Source organism: Trueperella bernardiae (genome assembly GCF_001469025.1).
Classification (GTDB): Bacteria; Actinomycetota; Actinomycetes; order Actinomycetales; family Actinomycetaceae; genus Trueperella; species Trueperella bernardiae.
In genome coordinates this window covers 1-14457 of record NZ_LNIZ01000005.1, presented here as the reverse complement: position 1 = coordinate 14457, position 14457 = coordinate 1, and the positions used below count along the sequence as shown (strand labels likewise).

At 66.5% G+C, this 14457-nt stretch carries 13 protein-coding genes and 1 pseudogene; 5 read left to right on the top strand and 9 right to left on the bottom strand.

What is annotated here, in order from left to right; translation table 11 throughout:
* Positions 1-96: 96 nt before the first annotated feature.
* On the top strand, positions 97-690 hold the full coding sequence (locus AQZ59_RS05730) for a DUF421 domain-containing protein (RefSeq protein ID WP_062613721.1): 594 nt from the start codon (positions 97-99) through the stop codon (positions 688-690).
* Positions 691-761: 71 nt separating this feature from the next.
* Here the strand turns inward: AQZ59_RS05730 and leuD are convergent, their stop codons facing one another.
* Positions 762-1418 carry a 3-isopropylmalate dehydratase small subunit gene (gene leuD, locus AQZ59_RS05725; RefSeq protein ID WP_062613720.1) on the bottom strand — a complete coding sequence of 219 codons (657 nt, stop codon included), beginning with the start codon at positions 1416-1418 and terminating at the stop codon, positions 762-764.
* The gene (gene leuC, locus AQZ59_RS05720; protein WP_062613719.1) at positions 1419-2834 is read right to left on the bottom strand and encodes a 3-isopropylmalate dehydratase large subunit; all 1416 of its coding nucleotides are present in this window, start codon (positions 2832-2834) and stop codon (positions 1419-1421) included.
* Positions 2835-2903: 69 nt separating this feature from the next.
* Between leuC and AQZ59_RS05715 the strand changes: the two genes are divergently transcribed.
* Genes AQZ59_RS05715 through AQZ59_RS05705 form a run of 3 tightly spaced genes read left to right on the top strand, consistent with a single transcriptional unit; the run spans position 2904 to position 5631 of the window.
* Positions 2904-3629, top strand: coding sequence for an IclR family transcriptional regulator (locus AQZ59_RS05715; protein ID WP_062613718.1), 726 nt, complete (start codon positions 2904-2906; stop codon positions 3627-3629).
* Between the two features lie 2 nt (positions 3630-3631).
* Positions 3632-4777, top strand: a complete 1146-nt coding sequence (locus AQZ59_RS05710; protein WP_062613717.1) for a glycosyltransferase family 4 protein — start codon at positions 3632-3634, stop codon at positions 4775-4777.
* Positions 4777-5631, top strand: coding sequence for an LD-carboxypeptidase (locus AQZ59_RS05705; protein WP_062613716.1), 855 nt, complete (start codon positions 4777-4779; stop codon positions 5629-5631). The genes AQZ59_RS05710 and AQZ59_RS05705 overlap by 1 nt, the downstream gene beginning before the upstream one ends.
* A 36-nt stretch (positions 5632-5667) precedes the next feature.
* On the opposite strand, the gene AQZ59_RS05700 is transcribed toward AQZ59_RS05705, so the two are convergent.
* The 6 genes from AQZ59_RS05700 to AQZ59_RS05675 form a co-directional block, all read right to left on the bottom strand.
* Positions 5668-6084 (bottom strand): hypothetical protein, encoded by a 417-nt coding sequence (locus AQZ59_RS05700; RefSeq protein WP_062613715.1) that lies wholly within the window; start codon positions 6082-6084, stop codon positions 5668-5670.
* Between the two features lie 57 nt (positions 6085-6141).
* A complete protein-coding gene (locus tag AQZ59_RS05695; protein WP_160326875.1) occupies positions 6142-6924 on the bottom strand; it encodes a DeoR/GlpR family DNA-binding transcription regulator in 783 nt (260 codons plus the stop codon).
* Positions 6925-7089: 165 nt separating this feature from the next.
* On the bottom strand, positions 7090-8124 hold the full coding sequence (locus AQZ59_RS05690; protein WP_062613713.1) for a zinc-dependent alcohol dehydrogenase: 1035 nt from the start codon (positions 8122-8124) through the stop codon (positions 7090-7092).
* 12 nt (positions 8125-8136) lie between these two features.
* Positions 8137-9180, bottom strand: coding sequence for an NAD(P)H-dependent glycerol-3-phosphate dehydrogenase (locus AQZ59_RS05685; RefSeq protein ID WP_062613712.1), 1044 nt, complete (start codon positions 9178-9180; stop codon positions 8137-8139).
* A 13-nt stretch (positions 9181-9193) separates the two neighbouring features.
* The gene (locus AQZ59_RS05680; RefSeq protein WP_062613711.1) at positions 9194-10759 is read right to left on the bottom strand and encodes a xylulokinase; all 1566 of its coding nucleotides are present in this window, start codon (positions 10757-10759) and stop codon (positions 9194-9196) included.
* Between the two features lie 196 nt (positions 10760-10955).
* Positions 10956-11603, bottom strand: coding sequence for a class II aldolase/adducin family protein (locus AQZ59_RS05675; protein WP_062613710.1), 648 nt, complete (start codon positions 11601-11603; stop codon positions 10956-10958).
* A 181-nt stretch (positions 11604-11784) separates the two neighbouring features.
* On the opposite strand from AQZ59_RS05675, the gene AQZ59_RS05670 reads away from it, so the two are divergent.
* Positions 11785-13797, top strand: coding sequence for a M3 family metallopeptidase (locus tag AQZ59_RS05670; protein WP_062613709.1), 2013 nt, complete (start codon positions 11785-11787; stop codon positions 13795-13797).
* Positions 13798-14149: 352 nt separating this feature from the next.
* On the opposite strand, the pseudogene AQZ59_RS09175 reads toward AQZ59_RS05670, so the two are convergent.
* Positions 14150-14335, bottom strand: a pseudogene (locus tag AQZ59_RS09175) (IS256-like element ISAod1 family transposase); the annotation flags it as partial.
* Between the last annotated feature and the right edge of the window lie 122 nt (positions 14336-14457).

Genomic DNA, 14457 nt, shown 5'->3' with positions numbered 1-14457 from the left:
CCACTGCCACCGACAATTCCTGTGATCTAATGTCCACGGGGAGTCCGCCGGCCGAGGAAAGCTGTGCGTGGCCCGTGTTGGTGTGATGATAGGTGCATGGAGATCAACACCCTGACATTCGGCGACCTACTCGGCATCACCTGGCTCCAAGCGCTCGCGGTGGTGGTGGGCACGGTGGCGATGTATGCGCTGCTGTTGCTCATCTTGCGCGTGATCGGCCAGCGGATGAGCGCGCGCCTGGCCACGCACGACATGGTGGCGATCATTATCCTCGGCGCGATCGCCGGCCGCTCCACGCTCGGCCACACCCCCACCCTGGCAGGCGGCGCGATCGCGCTGGTCACGCTGTTCATCATGCGCTCGATCCTGGGCCGCATACGGCACAACCCGCACGGAGACCTCCTGATCAACACCCCGCCCATCGTGGTCATGGCACGCACCAACATCTTCCCCGACGCCCTGCGCCACGCGCGCGTCACCGAAGCCGAGCTGTGGATGGCGCTGCGCCAGGCCGGCGTGCGTAACGATGACGAAATCGCCGCCGTCGTCCTTGAACCCAACGGGCATTTTTCGGTACTGCGCCGGGGCGTGCCGATCGACCCGCGGATTCTCCAGCACGTCGACGGCGCCGACCGCATCCCGCGCGAGTTCATCGGAGACAAACACTTCGGCGACCTCGACACCGACTAGCCCGGCTGGCCGACCCTAGTCCGACTCGGCGGGCGCCCTCCCACTGAGCGGCAGCCGGCAACGCGCCCCAACTACGCGATCGGCGCGTCCCCGCCCACGGGCCGAGCAGCCTTGACCTCAAACTTGGCCTCGGTCTTGGCAGGAAGCGTCCGCGGCTTCCAGCTGGGGCGATTCGCCTCATAGGCCGTGATGAGCTCTTCATCGCGCAGGGTGAGCCCGATGTCGTCCAGGCCCTCCATGAGCGTCCAGCGCGTGTAGTCGTCGATGTCGAAGCGGCAGGTGAAGCCGCCGGCGATGACCTGACGGTTCTCCAGGTCAACCGTCACCTCCGTGCCCGGCTCGGTTTCGAGGATCTTCCACAGCTGCTCGATGTCTTCCTGGCCCACGACACCGGCCACTAACCCCTGCTTGCCCGCGTTCCCGCGGAAGATGTCCGCAAAGCGCGGGGCGAGGACGGCCCTGAACCCGTAGTCCTTCAGCGCCCATACCGCGTGCTCGCGCGAGGAACCCGTGCCAAAGTCAGGGCCGGCCACGAGCACCGAGCCGCGCTTGTAGGAATCCTGGTTGAGCACGAACTTCGGGTCCTTGCGCCAGGCATAGAACAGGGCGTCGTCGAAGCCCGTGCGTGCCACGCGCTTGAGGAAGACCGCCGGGATGATCTGATCGGTGTCCACGTTCGAGCGGCGCAGTGGCACCCCCACGCCCGTGTGCGTGATGAACTTGTCCATTTACTTCCCCGCTTCCATGAGGTCTGCCGGCGTGGCGAAGTGCCCCGCGATAGCCGTGGCGGCCGCCACCAGCGGTGAGACCAGGTGGGTGCGCCCACCCTTGCCCTGGCGGCCTTCAAAGTTTCGGTTCGACGTCGACGCCGCTCGCTCGCCTGGCGCCAGCTGGTCGGGGTTCATGCCCAGGCACATCGAGCACCCGGCATTACGCCACTCGGCACCAAAGTCGAGGAAGACCTTATCCAAGCCCTCCTGCTCCGCCTGGAGCCGGACGCGCGCCGAGCCGGGAACCACAAGCACGCGGACGTCGTCGTGCTTCTTCTTGCCCTCGATCACGCCAGCCACGGCCCGCAGATCCTCGATGCGGCCGTTGGTGCACGAGCCGATGAAGACCGTGTCCACGGCGATGTCGCGGATTGGCTTGCCCGGCTCGAGGTCCATGTACTCGAGGGCGCGTTCGGCGGCGGTGCGCTGGGTTTCGTCGGCCATGTCGGCCGGGTCGGGCACGGTGGCCGAGATCGGCACGCCCTGACCGGGGTTGGTGCCCCAGGTGACGTAGGGTTCGAGGTCGTCGGCGTCCAGATCCACCTCGGCGTCGAAGACGGCGTCGTCGTCGGACTTGAGCGTGCGCCAGTAGGCGAGCGCGGCCTCCCATTCCCCGCCCTCGGGGGCGTGCGGACGGCCCTTAATGTAGGCGAACGTCGTGTCGTCGGGCGCGATCATGCCCGCGCGGGCGCCGGCCTCGATCGACATGTTGCAGATCGTCATGCGTGCCTCCATCGACAGCGCGCGGATCGCCTCGCCACGATACTCGAGCACGTAGCCGGCACCCCCGTTGGTGCCGATCTTGGCAATGATGGCAAGGATGATGTCCTTGGCGGTAGTGCCGGGCTTGAGAGCGCCACGCACGTTGATCGCCATCGTCTTAAACGGCGCCACGGGCAGGGTCTGGGTGGCGAGCACATGCTCCACCTGCGAGGTGCCGATGCCGAACGCGAGCGCGCCGAACGCGCCGTGCGTGGAGGTGTGCGAATCGCCGCAGACGATCGTCATGCCCGGCTGCGTGATGCCCAGCTGCGGGCCGACCACGTGAACGATGCCCTGGTCGGCGTCGCCCAGCGAATGGAGGCGGATGCCGAACTCTTCGGCGTTCTTGCGCAACGTGTCGATCTGCGTGCGCGAGGTGGGGTCGGCGATTGGCAGGTCGATGTCGAGGGTGGGGGTGTTGTGGTCCTCGGTTGCGATCGTCAGATCGGGCCGGCGCACCTTCCTCCCCGCCAGGCGTAGGCCCTCGAAGGCCTGGGGGCTCGTAACCTCGTGGCACAGCTGGAGGTCGATGTACAACAGGTCCGGGGCGCCGTTCTCCCCGCGCTTGACGATGTGGTCGTGCCACACCTTTTCAGCCAAAGTTCCGCTCATGCCTTCACTTTAGGGGCATAGGACCATCGATCACTTGCATCTCATCTTGTGAGATGGGAGGATCATTGCATGGACAAGGAAAACGGAAGCGGCGTCGGCGTTCTTGACAAGGCCACGCTCGTACTGAACGCTCTCGAATCGGGCCCACTGACCTTGGCTCAGCTGGTGCAAGCAACGCACCTCGCACGCCCCACAGCCCATCGGCTCGCCGTGGCTCTAGAATATCATCGCTTCGTCGCGCGCGACATGCAGGGGCGCTTCACCCTCGGCCTGCGCCTGTCCGAGCTCGCCTCGGCCGCTGGCGAGGACCGCCTGCTCGCCGCCGCAAACCCCGTGCTCACCGCGCTGCGCGACCACACGGGCGAATCCGCCCAGCTCTACCGCCGCCAGAACGACGTGCGCGTGTGCGTGGCAGCCGCCGACCGCTCGATGGGCCTGCGCGATTCCATCCCCGTGGGCGCCACCCTGTCCATGCTCGCCGGCTCCGGCGCCCAGGTACTGCTTGCCTGGGAGGAACCCGACAAGCTCCACCGCGGCCTTCACGGCGCCGAGTTCACCGCCACCATCCTTTCCGCCGTCCGACGCCGCGGCTGGGCCCAGTCCATCGGCGAGCGCGAGCCGGGGGTCGCCTCGATATCGGCGCCCGTGCGCGGGCCGTCGGGGCGCGTGATCGCCGCCGTGTCCATCTCCGGGCCCGTGGAGCGCATGGGCCGCCAGCCCGGGCGCCACCACGCGGCCGCCGTCGTCACCGCCGCGAACCGCCTCACCGAGGTGCTCAAGCGCTCCGAGTTCTAACCATGCGCAAGACACTCCTCGTCACCAATGATTTCCCGCCGCGCGCCGGCGGCATCCAGACCTTCCTCGAGGGCTTCGTCGGCCAACTCGACCCCGACCAGCTCATCGTCTACGCCTCCACTCCCCCGGACGTGGACGGGGTGTCGGGCGTGACGCTCGCCGCGGACTACGACGCAGGCCAGCCGTTCGACGTCGTGCGCTACCCCGGCACGATGATGTTGCCCACGCCCACCGTGCGCCGGAAGATGCAGCAGCTCATCCGCGATCACGACGTGAAAAACGTGTGGTTCGGGGCCGCCGCACCGCTCGGGGTCATGGCAAAGGCCGCTCACGCCGCCGGCGCCGACCGCGTCATTTCCACCACGCACGGCCACGAGATCGGCTGGTCGATGCTGCCGGGTGCCCGCCAGATCCTGCGCAAGGTGTTTCACGACGCCGACCTAGTCACCTACCTGACCGAGGCCACGCTCGCCCGGCTCAAGCCCTTCATGGGCGACACGGACATCATGCAGCTCCACGGCGCGATCGACCCCGAGCTGTTCGCCTTCAACGCCGGCGCCCGCCGCGAGCTGCGCGAGCGCTACGGGCTGGGCGAGGCGCCCGTCGTCGTGTGCATCTCGCGTCTTGTGGAGCGCAAGGGGCAAGACCGCCTCATCGCCGCCTGGCCGGAGGTGATGGCGCGCCACCCGGAGGCGAAGCTGGTGATCGTGGGCAAGGGACCGTACGGGGAGAAACTGCGGCAGATGGCGGCGGACTCCCCCGTGTCAGCCTCGATCGTGTTCACGGGCGAGGTGCAGTATTCGGAGCTCGTGGCGCACTATTCGCTGGGCGACGTGTTCGCCATGCCGTGCCGCACGCGCGGGGCAGGGCTCGACATCGAGGGGCTCGGCATCGTGTATCTGGAGGCCTACGCGGCCGGGCTGCCTGTGGTGGCCGGGGATTCGGGCGGGGCGCCCGAGGCGGTCCAAGACGGGAAAACAGGCCTGGTGGTCAACGGCCGGTCAGTGCACGCGATCGTGGCCGCCCTCGACTACCTGCTCGAAGACCGCGAGCGCTCCGCCGCCATGGGAGCGGCCGGCAAGCGCTGGGTGGATGAGAAATGGCGGTGGTCCGACGTGGCCAAGCCACTGATCGAGGCCCTGTCCTGATGGCGACCATCGGCCTTGCCGCCTGCTCGAACCCCGTTGCGGGGCGGGAGGAGAAGCTGGCCGAACTCGTCGGAGTCTTTGAGGGCGCGGGGTATCGCGTGGATACGCGGTTCGTGGAGCGTTTCGCCGGGCACGAGCAGCGGGTTAGTGGCGGTTCTGGGGGCTCGGGCGGGGGCTCGCGCGTGTGGCGCATCAACCCGCGCGTGCGTGCCGAGTTGCTCACCGAGCTTTTCGCCGACAGTGCTGTCCACGCCATCTTCGACATAACCGGCGGGGACCTGGCCAACGAGGTGCTCGAATGGGTGGACTGGGACGTGGTGAGCGCCAACCCCAAGCCGTTTGCCGGCTACTCGGACGTGAGCGTGGTGGTCAACGCGCTGGTCGTTGCCGGCTCTGGCGCGGGCAGGTTGGGACCGGGTCGGACGGCCACGCTGTGGAACCCGTGGACAGCGCTGAAGCGCGGGGCTGACGACGTGCCTGCGATCCTCGCGCGCAAGCACATTCGCCCGGCATGCGATCGCGAGCTGCCCGACCTGCCGATCATCGGCGGCAACGTACGCTGCCTGGCCAAGCTGGGCGGCACGCGCTGGTGGCCTCGGGCCACCGGGCATCTTGCCCTGCTCGAGGGCATGGCGACCACCCTCGAGGCCGTTACCACCTACACCGAACAGCTACGCCAGCTCGGACTGTTCCGCGGGGCCGAGGGCCTGATCCTGGGCCAGTTCACGGACATCGACGCGGTCGGCCAGCGCGGTATCCTCGCCGACACCCTGCGCGAGATCACAGGCCTGGACGTCTGGCACGCGCCTGAGATCGGACACTCGCGCGACTCCGCGCCGGTCACCATCGGCTAGCCGCGCACCTGTCTGGCCGGCGTCGTGAAGCCACGATCAGTTGGGGATGAGCTCGACTACGCGCTCGAAGTCGGCCTTCGGCAGGCGCTTTTGGCCGCGGATGGGCTTGCACATGGAATCGGAGGCCTTGTAGACCACGGAGGGCAGGGCGTAGAGTCGGCCCACCTTGGTGGCGGCGAGGGAGGCGAGTTCGAAGGCGCCAGGCCCGGGGTGGTCGGTGAGTGCAACCAGTGAGACGGCGTGCGGGTCGAGGACAAGCGCCTTCGTCTTGCCGTGACCCTTGAGCCGTGCCTCGACGATCTGGCCGGTGATGAGGGAGCCCGCGCCATCATCGTAGGCGCCGATCTTCTTGGGGCCCTTGGCGGGCTTGGCTCGGCGGAAGCGCTGGAACAGGCCTTCGACGACATCGTCGGTGAAGAAAACGTCGAGCAAGAAATCGAGAATCGCACCCATAGACCTATTATGGCAAGCCGGGAACGGCGGTGGTCCGCCCGAAGGTGGACTAGCGGGCTACGGCGTCGTCGAACCCGCCAAGCGGACCGCCGCGCCGCGCTCGCGAAGCTGCGCCACGACGTCGTCGGGCGTGTCAGAGGTGACCACGACGCTGTCGAACTCGGCGGTGTCGGCCACCCGGTAGAGCGCCTTGCGTTCGAACTTGGAGGCCGTGACCGCCAGGTGGGACTGGGCAGCGGAGGTGAGCATGAGGGCCTTGTAAGCGGCGACCTCCGGGTAGGGGTGGTAGACCACGCCGTCCGTGATGGCCGCGGCGGAGATAAAGGCGTGGTCGGCGTGCATCTGTTGGAGGGCCTTCATGCCCTCGGGGCCGTAGTTGGCGTCCAGGTGGCGGTCGTAGCGCCCGCCGAGGGTGACGAGCTCCCAGTCGGGCACGGAGCCCGCGAGCTGGATGATCGACCAGTTGTTCGTAATGACGGTAAGCCCGCCCACGTCGGTGAACTGCTTGAGGATGGAAAACACGGTGGAGGAATCGTCGCAGATGATCGAGGCGCCGCGGGTGATGTACTCCTTGAACTCGCACGCCAGCATGTCCTTCGCCTCTTCCTCCTGGGTGAGGCGGTACTTCATCGAGGTTTCGCTGAGCGACGTGGCGACCGCGGTCACTTCACCGCGCGAGCGGACAATCACGCGGTCATTCTCCAGCTCGGATAGGTCGCGATAGATCGTCATCGAGGAGGCGTCCACCAGCTTCAGCAGGTCCTCAATGCGAACCGTGCCGACGTTGAGCACGTGCTCGGCGAGCAGCTGCTGGCGTTCGTTCTTACTGAGCTGAGCCACGACCATATCCTTCGTATCGGCCGACCAAGACGTGTCACTATAGTATCCCCGCCGGGGCACGACGACGAAAGGTGTGCCGGGAGAGGCCTCCCAGCACACCTTGTCGCCAACCGGCAAGGCGTTCAGCCTGCCGGCGCTGGCGCCGAAGGGTCCCAACCGCAGGATTTAGGGGCGAAGAATGTACTTCGATCCCTTGCCCTGGGCCATGTCCTCCAGCGATTCCACGAGCGCCTCGAGCGGGCGCACCTCGCTACACAGCGACATGCCGTCGAACTTGCCGGTGGACAGCAGCTCGACCGCGATCTTCACGTAGCGCGGTTGGTGGTGGTAGACGCCCTTGAGCGTGTACTCCTTGTAGTGCATGTCCGAGGAATTCACCGAGAACGGCGCACCCTTCGGCGTGCCACCGAACAGTACGGCGGTGCCGCCTGGGCGCAGGCAGTGCACAGTCTGCTCCCACACCTGGGGCAGGCCCACGGCCTCGACAGCGACGTCTGCACCCCGCCCACTGGGGGTGAGCTTCGTGATCTTCGCGGCGCACTCCTCCGGGGTTTCCAGGCCGGTGAGGTTGACGGTGCGAGCACCGGCGGCCTCGGCTTGCGCGAGTCGACCCTCGGAGCGGTCGGCGGCGATCACGCTGGCGCCGCGCAGTTGGGCGAGCTTGATGAACATCTGACCGATCGGGCCGGCGCCGTTGACCACCACCGTGTCGCCCAGCTTGATGCCGGACTCGGAGATGCCGTGCACCACGGTCGAGAGCGGCTCGAGCGGGGCGGCAGCCTCGAAGGAGAGCGTGTCTGGAATCTTGTAGGTGTTGCGCTCTACGATCGCCTTCGGGATGACGATCTGCTCAGCGAACGCGCCGTTGAGGTACTCAAGGTTCTCGCACAGCGATTCGCGCCCGATCGAGCAGGCCCAGCAGTGCCCGCACGGTGCGGTGTTGGCGGCGACCACGCGGTCGCCTGGGGCGAAGTCGGTCACGCCCTCCCCCACCTCGGTCACGACGCCGGCGAACTCGTGGCCGAACCTCGCCGGTAGCGTCGGGAAAAGAGTGGGGTGGCCGCGTCGGTAGGACTTGAGATCGGTGCCGCAGGTCGCGGCGGCCTTAACCTCGACGGCGACTTCGCCGGGCCCAGGTGTGCCCGGTTCGATGTCTTCGAGTCGAAGATCGCCGGGTCCGTAAAACATGTATGCGCGCATATTTTCTCCTTGTTACGGGCGTGCGGGGAGCACGGCCCGAGCTAAAATGTTGGCGTAGTCCGGATCGTCGCCGTAGACGATCTGCTCGGCCGCGTACAGGAGCGGCAGGCGGTCTTTGACGCCGCCGGTCTGCTCCACGAGCCTGATAGCGAGCGGGATAGCGGGAACGCCCTCGACTGTCTGCTCGAGCTCCTCCATAGTCTTGAGCGCTACCTTCGCGCCTTCGCCGCGGCCGATGCGCACGCCGTAGACCTTGTTGCGCCCGGACAGGCCGGTCACCTCGAGGTCGCCCACGCCGGGCAGGCCGTAGGCGGTGGCCTCCTTCGCGCCGAGCGCCACGGACAGGATCGACATCTCGCGCACCGCCTGGGCGAAGGTCGCTGCCTTGAGGTTGTGGTGCGGGTGACCGCTCTTTTCCTCCAGGCCGTCGGCGATGCCGAGCATGATGGCGTAGACGTTCTTCATCGGGGCACACAGCTCCACGCCGACCTCGTCGTCCGAGGCCTCGATCGCGTAGTGGTCGGAGCGTGCCTCGCGGGCGTACTTGACGGCGACGTCGTAGTCCCGGCACCCGAAGATCGTGGCCGTGGGCTCGTTCGCCGCGCACTCGTTGGCCTTGACCGGGCCGGCGATCGCCACGATCGGCGGCAGCGTGACCCCGGCGTTCTGTGCCATGCGACGGAGCCCGACGGGCAGGAGCTCAATCGTGCCGTCCTCGGCAGGCAGGAAGCCCTTCGTGGTCAGCCACAGCGCCTTGGCCTTCGAAATGCCCTCGAAGGCAAGCTCGGCCACCTTCGGCACGCCAACGGACGCGACCGACATGACGACGACGTCGACCCCGGCCATCGCCATGTTCAGGTCGCCTGAGCGGAAGGTGCTGACCTTGTCGGAGATCACGACGTCGATGCGCGGGTGCGGCTTGCCGGCCTCGATCGCGTCGATGAGGTGGTCATCAAGCCAGGTCCCCCACAGGTTCACCTCCCAGCCCGCGCGCACGAGCGCGTTGGCGAGTCCGGAGCCCATGGCTCCAGCACCGAGGATTGCAATGGATGGCATGACAGTTTCCTTCCTACTCTTCTTCGTTGGACACTTCGGCGTCCGGGTAGCGGCGCGCGAACTCGTGGAGCTGATCGTTGGTCTCCTTCAGGTCCGCGTACAGGCGGCCCTGGATGTCAGCGAGTTCGGCGTAGATCTTGTGGTTTTCCTCATTCGGCTCGGTGGAGTCGGTGAACTGGGCCATGTGCTTGGCGGCCGTGGCGATCGAGTTGTCGCCAAAGACGCCGGTGGCGGACATGGCCACGATGCCGGCGCCGAGCGCGGAGATTTCGTCTTCCTTGCAGGCTGTCATCGGCAGGCCGATCGCATCGGTCATGATCTGGCGCCACAGCTGGGAGCGGATGCCGCCTCCCATCGCGCGCACGGTGGTGAGCTTGGTGCCGGTGGCCTCCTGCAGAGCGTTGAGCGAGCGCGCCATCTCCATGGCGATCGCCTCGAGCAACGAGCGGTACATCGAGCCACGCCCGTGCGTGCCGCGCCAGCCGACCACAGCGCCGCGGGCGATCGGCTCCCAGTAGGGGCTTTGCACGGCGTTCCAGTAGGGCAGGGTGACGAGGCCGCCAGAACCCACGGGGCGGGCCGCTGCCGCCGCCTCCAGCTCCGGGTCCGGGCCGCCGTTGAGGGCGGGGTTGCCGAACTGCTTGCGGAACCAGGTGGCGAGGAACGCGCCGGAGGACTGGAGAACCTCAAGCACGTAGGTGTCCGGGATGCCGCCGGCGAGCGTGCGGAAAACCTGGCCGTACTGGTAGTCGGTGGCGGTCACGCCCGCGTTTACCGCGGTGCCCATGTTGAGGTAGGCCACGTCCGGGTCCACTGCCGCCGCGCCGACGCCGGCCGCCTGGCCATCGCCCAGGCCCGAGATGACGGGCACTTCCTGGAACAGGCCCCAGAACTCGCGGATGTCCTTCTTGACGTAGCCGATGACCTCGCCGGGCTTGTGGAGGGTGGCCATCTGATCTCGGGTGACGCCGGCGATGTCCATGAGCTTGTCGGAGAAGTCGAGCTTTTCAATGTCGAACAGGCCGAGGGAGTCGGCCGAGGTGACCGAGGACTTCCACTCGCCGGTCAGGCAGTAGACGAGGTAGCCGTGGACGTCCACGATCTTGTCAGCACTCGCCCACAGTTCCGGCTCGTGCTCCTTGACCCAGGCCATCTTGTAGATCGCGGGCGTGACGTCGGCCGGCTTGCCCGACAGCTGGTGAATCTCGGGCGTGCCGTACTTCTGGATCTGGTCGGCCGCGCGGATGTCGAGCCACAGGATACCGTTACGCAGGGGCGTGCCGTCAGCGGTGAAGGGCGCGAAAGATTCGCGCTGGTGGGTGATGCCGATGGCGGCGATCCGACCGCGGTCGGCCATCGATAGCGAGGCCACGGCCTCGGCGATAGCAGCGTTCGTGGAGCTCCACCAGTGCTCGGGATCGTGCTCACCGAATCCCTGGTGCGGGGTGCGAAGGGGGATTTCGCGCTTACCGAGCGCGATGACGTTTCCTTCAACATCGACAACGATGGCCTTCGACGAGGTCGTGGACGAGTCAACTGCGATAACGAGCGGACCATCGGCCGCGTTCAACTTGGTCATTGTGTTCTCCTGATTCTTCTTTGAATCCGACCGGCCGGGACAACCGGCGCTAATTAACAGTATCAACAATATTGAATGATAAATCCACCATTTGATCTTGTTGAATATATGTGCAGAGCACATGAACGACTGAGAAAAGCGCAACCCCGGCTGCTGGAATCAACAGCCGGGGCTGGCAGGCTCGCTCTTGGATTGACTACTTTCGTTCGGGTTGCTTGCCGTAGCTGGCCATGCCCACCACTGCTTCGGCCATCTGCTCCTCATCAAGCAGTGCGATCGGCGCGCCCGTGGACATCGCCCGCAACTGGATCTCGCAGATGTATTCGAGGATCGGAAGGAGGTTCACGGCCTTGGTCAGGCTCGGACCGATCGTGATCGCTCCGTGGTTCTTCATCAGGGCGCCCGTGCGGCCGTCCAGTGCGGCGGCCACGTTGTCGGCAAGCTCGTCCGTGCCGAACGCCGCATAGGGCGCCACCCGCACCACTCCCCCGAACATCGCCGAGTAGTAGTGCGACGGCGGAATCTCGTCCACCAATAGACCAAGCGCGGTGGAGGCGTAGGCGTGGTTGTGAGTGATCGCCTGGGCGTCGGTGGCCTCATACACAGCAATGTGCAGCGGGAGCTCAGAGGACGGCTTGAGATCGCCATCCACGCGATTGCCCGCCATGTCGTAGACCACCACGTCCTTCGCCGTCATGGTCGCATAATCGACGCCCGAGGGCGAGATAACCACATGGTCCCCAATCCGGATCGAGACGTTGCCGGCGGTTCCCACCACCAGGTTTTCCTCCACCATGAACAGGCAGGTATCAACGACTTCTTGGCGTTCCTTTTCGTACAGCATGACAAGCTCCTTGACCTGACCCCGCGCCGATGCGGCGGCCCACACTTCCGTACCCTAACGAAACCAGCACACGCCCGCATATGGGCTTGGAGCGATTGCGGCAAAAGAGCACGTATGAGCGGTGGGGCCGCGGCGGCGTCGTCGTTCGCGCAGACCCCGGGCCCGCCCGTAGAATCGAGCCATGACGAATCCATTGCTTACCCGATCCCCCCTCCCCTACTGCGTTCCCGACTGGGCCGCCATCACGCCCGAGCACATCGTGCCGGCGCTAACCGAGCTCATGACCACCGAGCGCGAGGCGTGGGAGCGCATCGCCACGAACCCCGAGCCGGCCACTGCCGCCAACACCGTAGACGCACTCGAGGAGGCCGGTCTTCCGCTCGCGCTCGCCCTCAACGCCGCCTACACGCTCATGAGCTCGATCGGTGGTGACGAACTCGACGCCGTCCAGACCGAAGTGCTCCCCCTGCTGTCCGAGCACGCGAACGCCTTCCGCCTCGACAAGCGCATCTACAACCGCTTCGCCGCCATCGACCTCACCGGCCTCGACCCCGAAACCGCGCGCTACATCACCGAGGAGCTCGAGGCGTTCACGCGCTCGGGCATCACGCTCGACGACGCCGGCAAGACCCGCCTCCGCGACCTCGACTCGCGCCTATCCGCCCTCGAGGTCGAATTCTCCCAGCGCGTCATCAAGGCGATGGACGACAACGCCGCGGTGCTGAGCGAGGCTGACGTGGACGGCGTCGACGACACGCGGCTGGCCGGCGCCCGCCAGGAGGACGGCACGTACCGCTTCGCGCTCGACAACTTCACCAACCAGACCCTGCAGGTGGCGCTCACCAAGCCAGAGGCACGCGTGGCGGTGCTCGAGGCCTCGCTCAGTCGTGGCCTGGGCGGGCACGCCTCGTCCGACACGCGCCAGCTCGTACTGGACATCACCAGGCTCCGTGCCGAGCGCGCCGAACTGCTCGGCTACCCGCACCATGCGCAGGCCGTGGCCGACGCCGGGATGGCGAAGGATTCGCAGGCGATCGTGGACCTGCTCGGGTCCGTGGCGCCGAAGGCTCTAGCGGCCGTGGAACGCGACCGAGCCAAGCTGGAGGAGCTGGCCGCGGCGGACGGCGTCGGGCTTGGCGCAGCCGACTACACGTACTACCAGGAGAAGCTGCGCGGACAGCTCGGACTCGACGACGAGGCGCTCAAGCCCTACCTCGAGCTGAACAACGTGGTGGAAAACGGCATCTTCTTCGCCGCCGGCAAGCTGTACGGGCTGACCTTCAAGCCGCGCCCAGACATCGCCGGCTGGGTGGACACGTGCAAGACGTGGGAGGTGCTGGACGAGGACGGCGAGGGCATCGCCCTGTTCCAGGCGGACTTCTACCGGCGCAAGGGCAAGTCCGGCGGAGCGTGGATGAACTCGGCTGTGGACGGCTCGAGCCGCGATGGGCTCAAGCCCGTCATCCTCAACAACTGCAACTTCCCCGAGCCCGCCGCCGGCGAGCCGTGCCTGCTGAGCTGGGACAACGTCATCACCGTGTTCCACGAGTTCGGCCACGCCCTGCACGGGATGCTGTCCCTAACGCGCTACCGCTCGCTCGCCGGCACCGAAGTTCCGCGCGACTTCGTGGAGCTGCCCTCGCAGCTGAACGAGATGTGGGCCTACCACCCGCAGGTCATGACCTCCTACGCGCGTCACTTCGAGACGGGCGAGCCGATGCCCGAGCGAATGGCGGCCACGCTGACCAAGGCCGCCACCTTCGGGCAGGCGTTCGACACCACCGAGTTCCTCGCCGCCGCCCTCCTCGACCAGGCCTGGCACCGCCTGCGTGCCGACGAGGTTCCGGATGACGCGGCTGAGTTCGAGGCCTTCGAGGAGCGCGCGCTGCGACAGATGAACATCTTCCACGAGCTCGTGCCCCCGCGCTACCGCTCCGCATATTTCGCGCACACCTTCGGCGGCGGCTACGACGCCGGCTACTACTCGTACATGTGGGCCGAAGTGTTGGTTGCCGATCTGGAGAACTGGTTCAAGGAGCAGGAGGCCGGCGGCCTCACCCGCGACGCCGGGCGCACGCTCGCCGCCGAACTGCTCTCACGCGGCAACTCCCGTGACCCCATGGAGTCCTTCGTGGCCGTCCGCGGGCGGGCCCCGCGCGCCGAGGCGCTGCTCGAGAGGCGCGGGCTGGCGTAGGCCGGGTTGCCGGGGTCGCCGCGTCCACAAACGCTGCACTAAACCGCAAGATGCGATACTTATTTCCCGTTATTTTGTATCGCATCTTGCGGTTTAGTACAGCAGATGCCCTGGCGCGCGGCCGGGAACCGCGCGGCCGCACCCGGCTGCCTAACGCCGATAACGCGCACCGACGACCCCAATTCCTGCCCGGCACCGGCTGCGCTCGACACAACTCGTGAACCTGAGGCCCACTAGGCCCCCAGGGCCACCGGCAGCCAATATATTCACGACTTCTGTCGGGCAGACCGGCGGGACCTTGGTGCGCGACGCCGATAACGCGGCTTATAGGCCAAAACATGTTGGTTTCGGTTTAGTAGGTTTCGTGCCAGGTTCCGCTGTGGTCGAAGTCGGTCCAGTTAGCTACGGTTCCCCACCTGTCGATCTCGGCTTGTGCTTGGGCGCGGTGGCTGGCCTTGTCGAATTGGTCAATGATTTGTTGGTCGGTGATCGTGGTTTTAAGGATGTGTGCTGGGGTGGCAGGGAACTCGGTGTGAAGCGTCCTGGGTTTAGTTCCGCTTCTTTTACGGCCCTGTGTTGATGGGCTGGGTGAGATAGTACTCGGTTTCTACTTCTTGTGGGGTGGCGTAGTCCAATGCTTCGTGAAGCCGCTTGGTGTTC

Excerpts from the sequence above, each read along its gene's own strand:
- AQZ59_RS05730 (WP_062613721.1), top strand. The coding sequence starts at position 97 with ATGGAGATCAACACCCTGACATTCGGCGACCTACTCGGCATCACCTGG.
- leuD (WP_062613720.1), bottom strand. The coding sequence starts at position 1,418 with ATGGACAAGTTCATCACGCACACGGGCGTGGGGGTGCCACTGCGCCGC.
- leuC (WP_062613719.1), bottom strand. The coding sequence starts at position 2,834 with ATGAGCGGAACTTTGGCTGAAAAGGTGTGGCACGACCACATCGTCAAG.
- AQZ59_RS05715 (WP_062613718.1), top strand. The coding sequence starts at position 2,904 with ATGGACAAGGAAAACGGAAGCGGCGTCGGCGTTCTTGACAAGGCCACG.
- AQZ59_RS05710 (WP_062613717.1), top strand. The coding sequence starts at position 3,632 with ATGCGCAAGACACTCCTCGTCACCAATGATTTCCCGCCGCGCGCCGGC.
- AQZ59_RS05705 (WP_062613716.1), top strand. The coding sequence starts at position 4,777 with ATGGCGACCATCGGCCTTGCCGCCTGCTCGAACCCCGTTGCGGGGCGG.
- AQZ59_RS05700 (WP_062613715.1), bottom strand. The coding sequence starts at position 6,084 with ATGGGTGCGATTCTCGATTTCTTGCTCGACGTTTTCTTCACCGACGAT.
- AQZ59_RS05690 (WP_062613713.1), bottom strand. The coding sequence starts at position 8,124 with ATGCGCGCATACATGTTTTACGGACCCGGCGATCTTCGACTCGAAGAC.
- AQZ59_RS05685 (WP_062613712.1), bottom strand. The coding sequence starts at position 9,180 with ATGCCATCCATTGCAATCCTCGGTGCTGGAGCCATGGGCTCCGGACTC.
- AQZ59_RS05680 (WP_062613711.1), bottom strand. The coding sequence starts at position 10,759 with ATGACCAAGTTGAACGCGGCCGATGGTCCGCTCGTTATCGCAGTTGAC.
- AQZ59_RS05675 (WP_062613710.1), bottom strand. The coding sequence starts at position 11,603 with ATGCTGTACGAAAAGGAACGCCAAGAAGTCGTTGATACCTGCCTGTTC.
- AQZ59_RS05670 (WP_062613709.1), top strand. The coding sequence starts at position 11,785 with ATGACGAATCCATTGCTTACCCGATCCCCCCTCCCCTACTGCGTTCCC.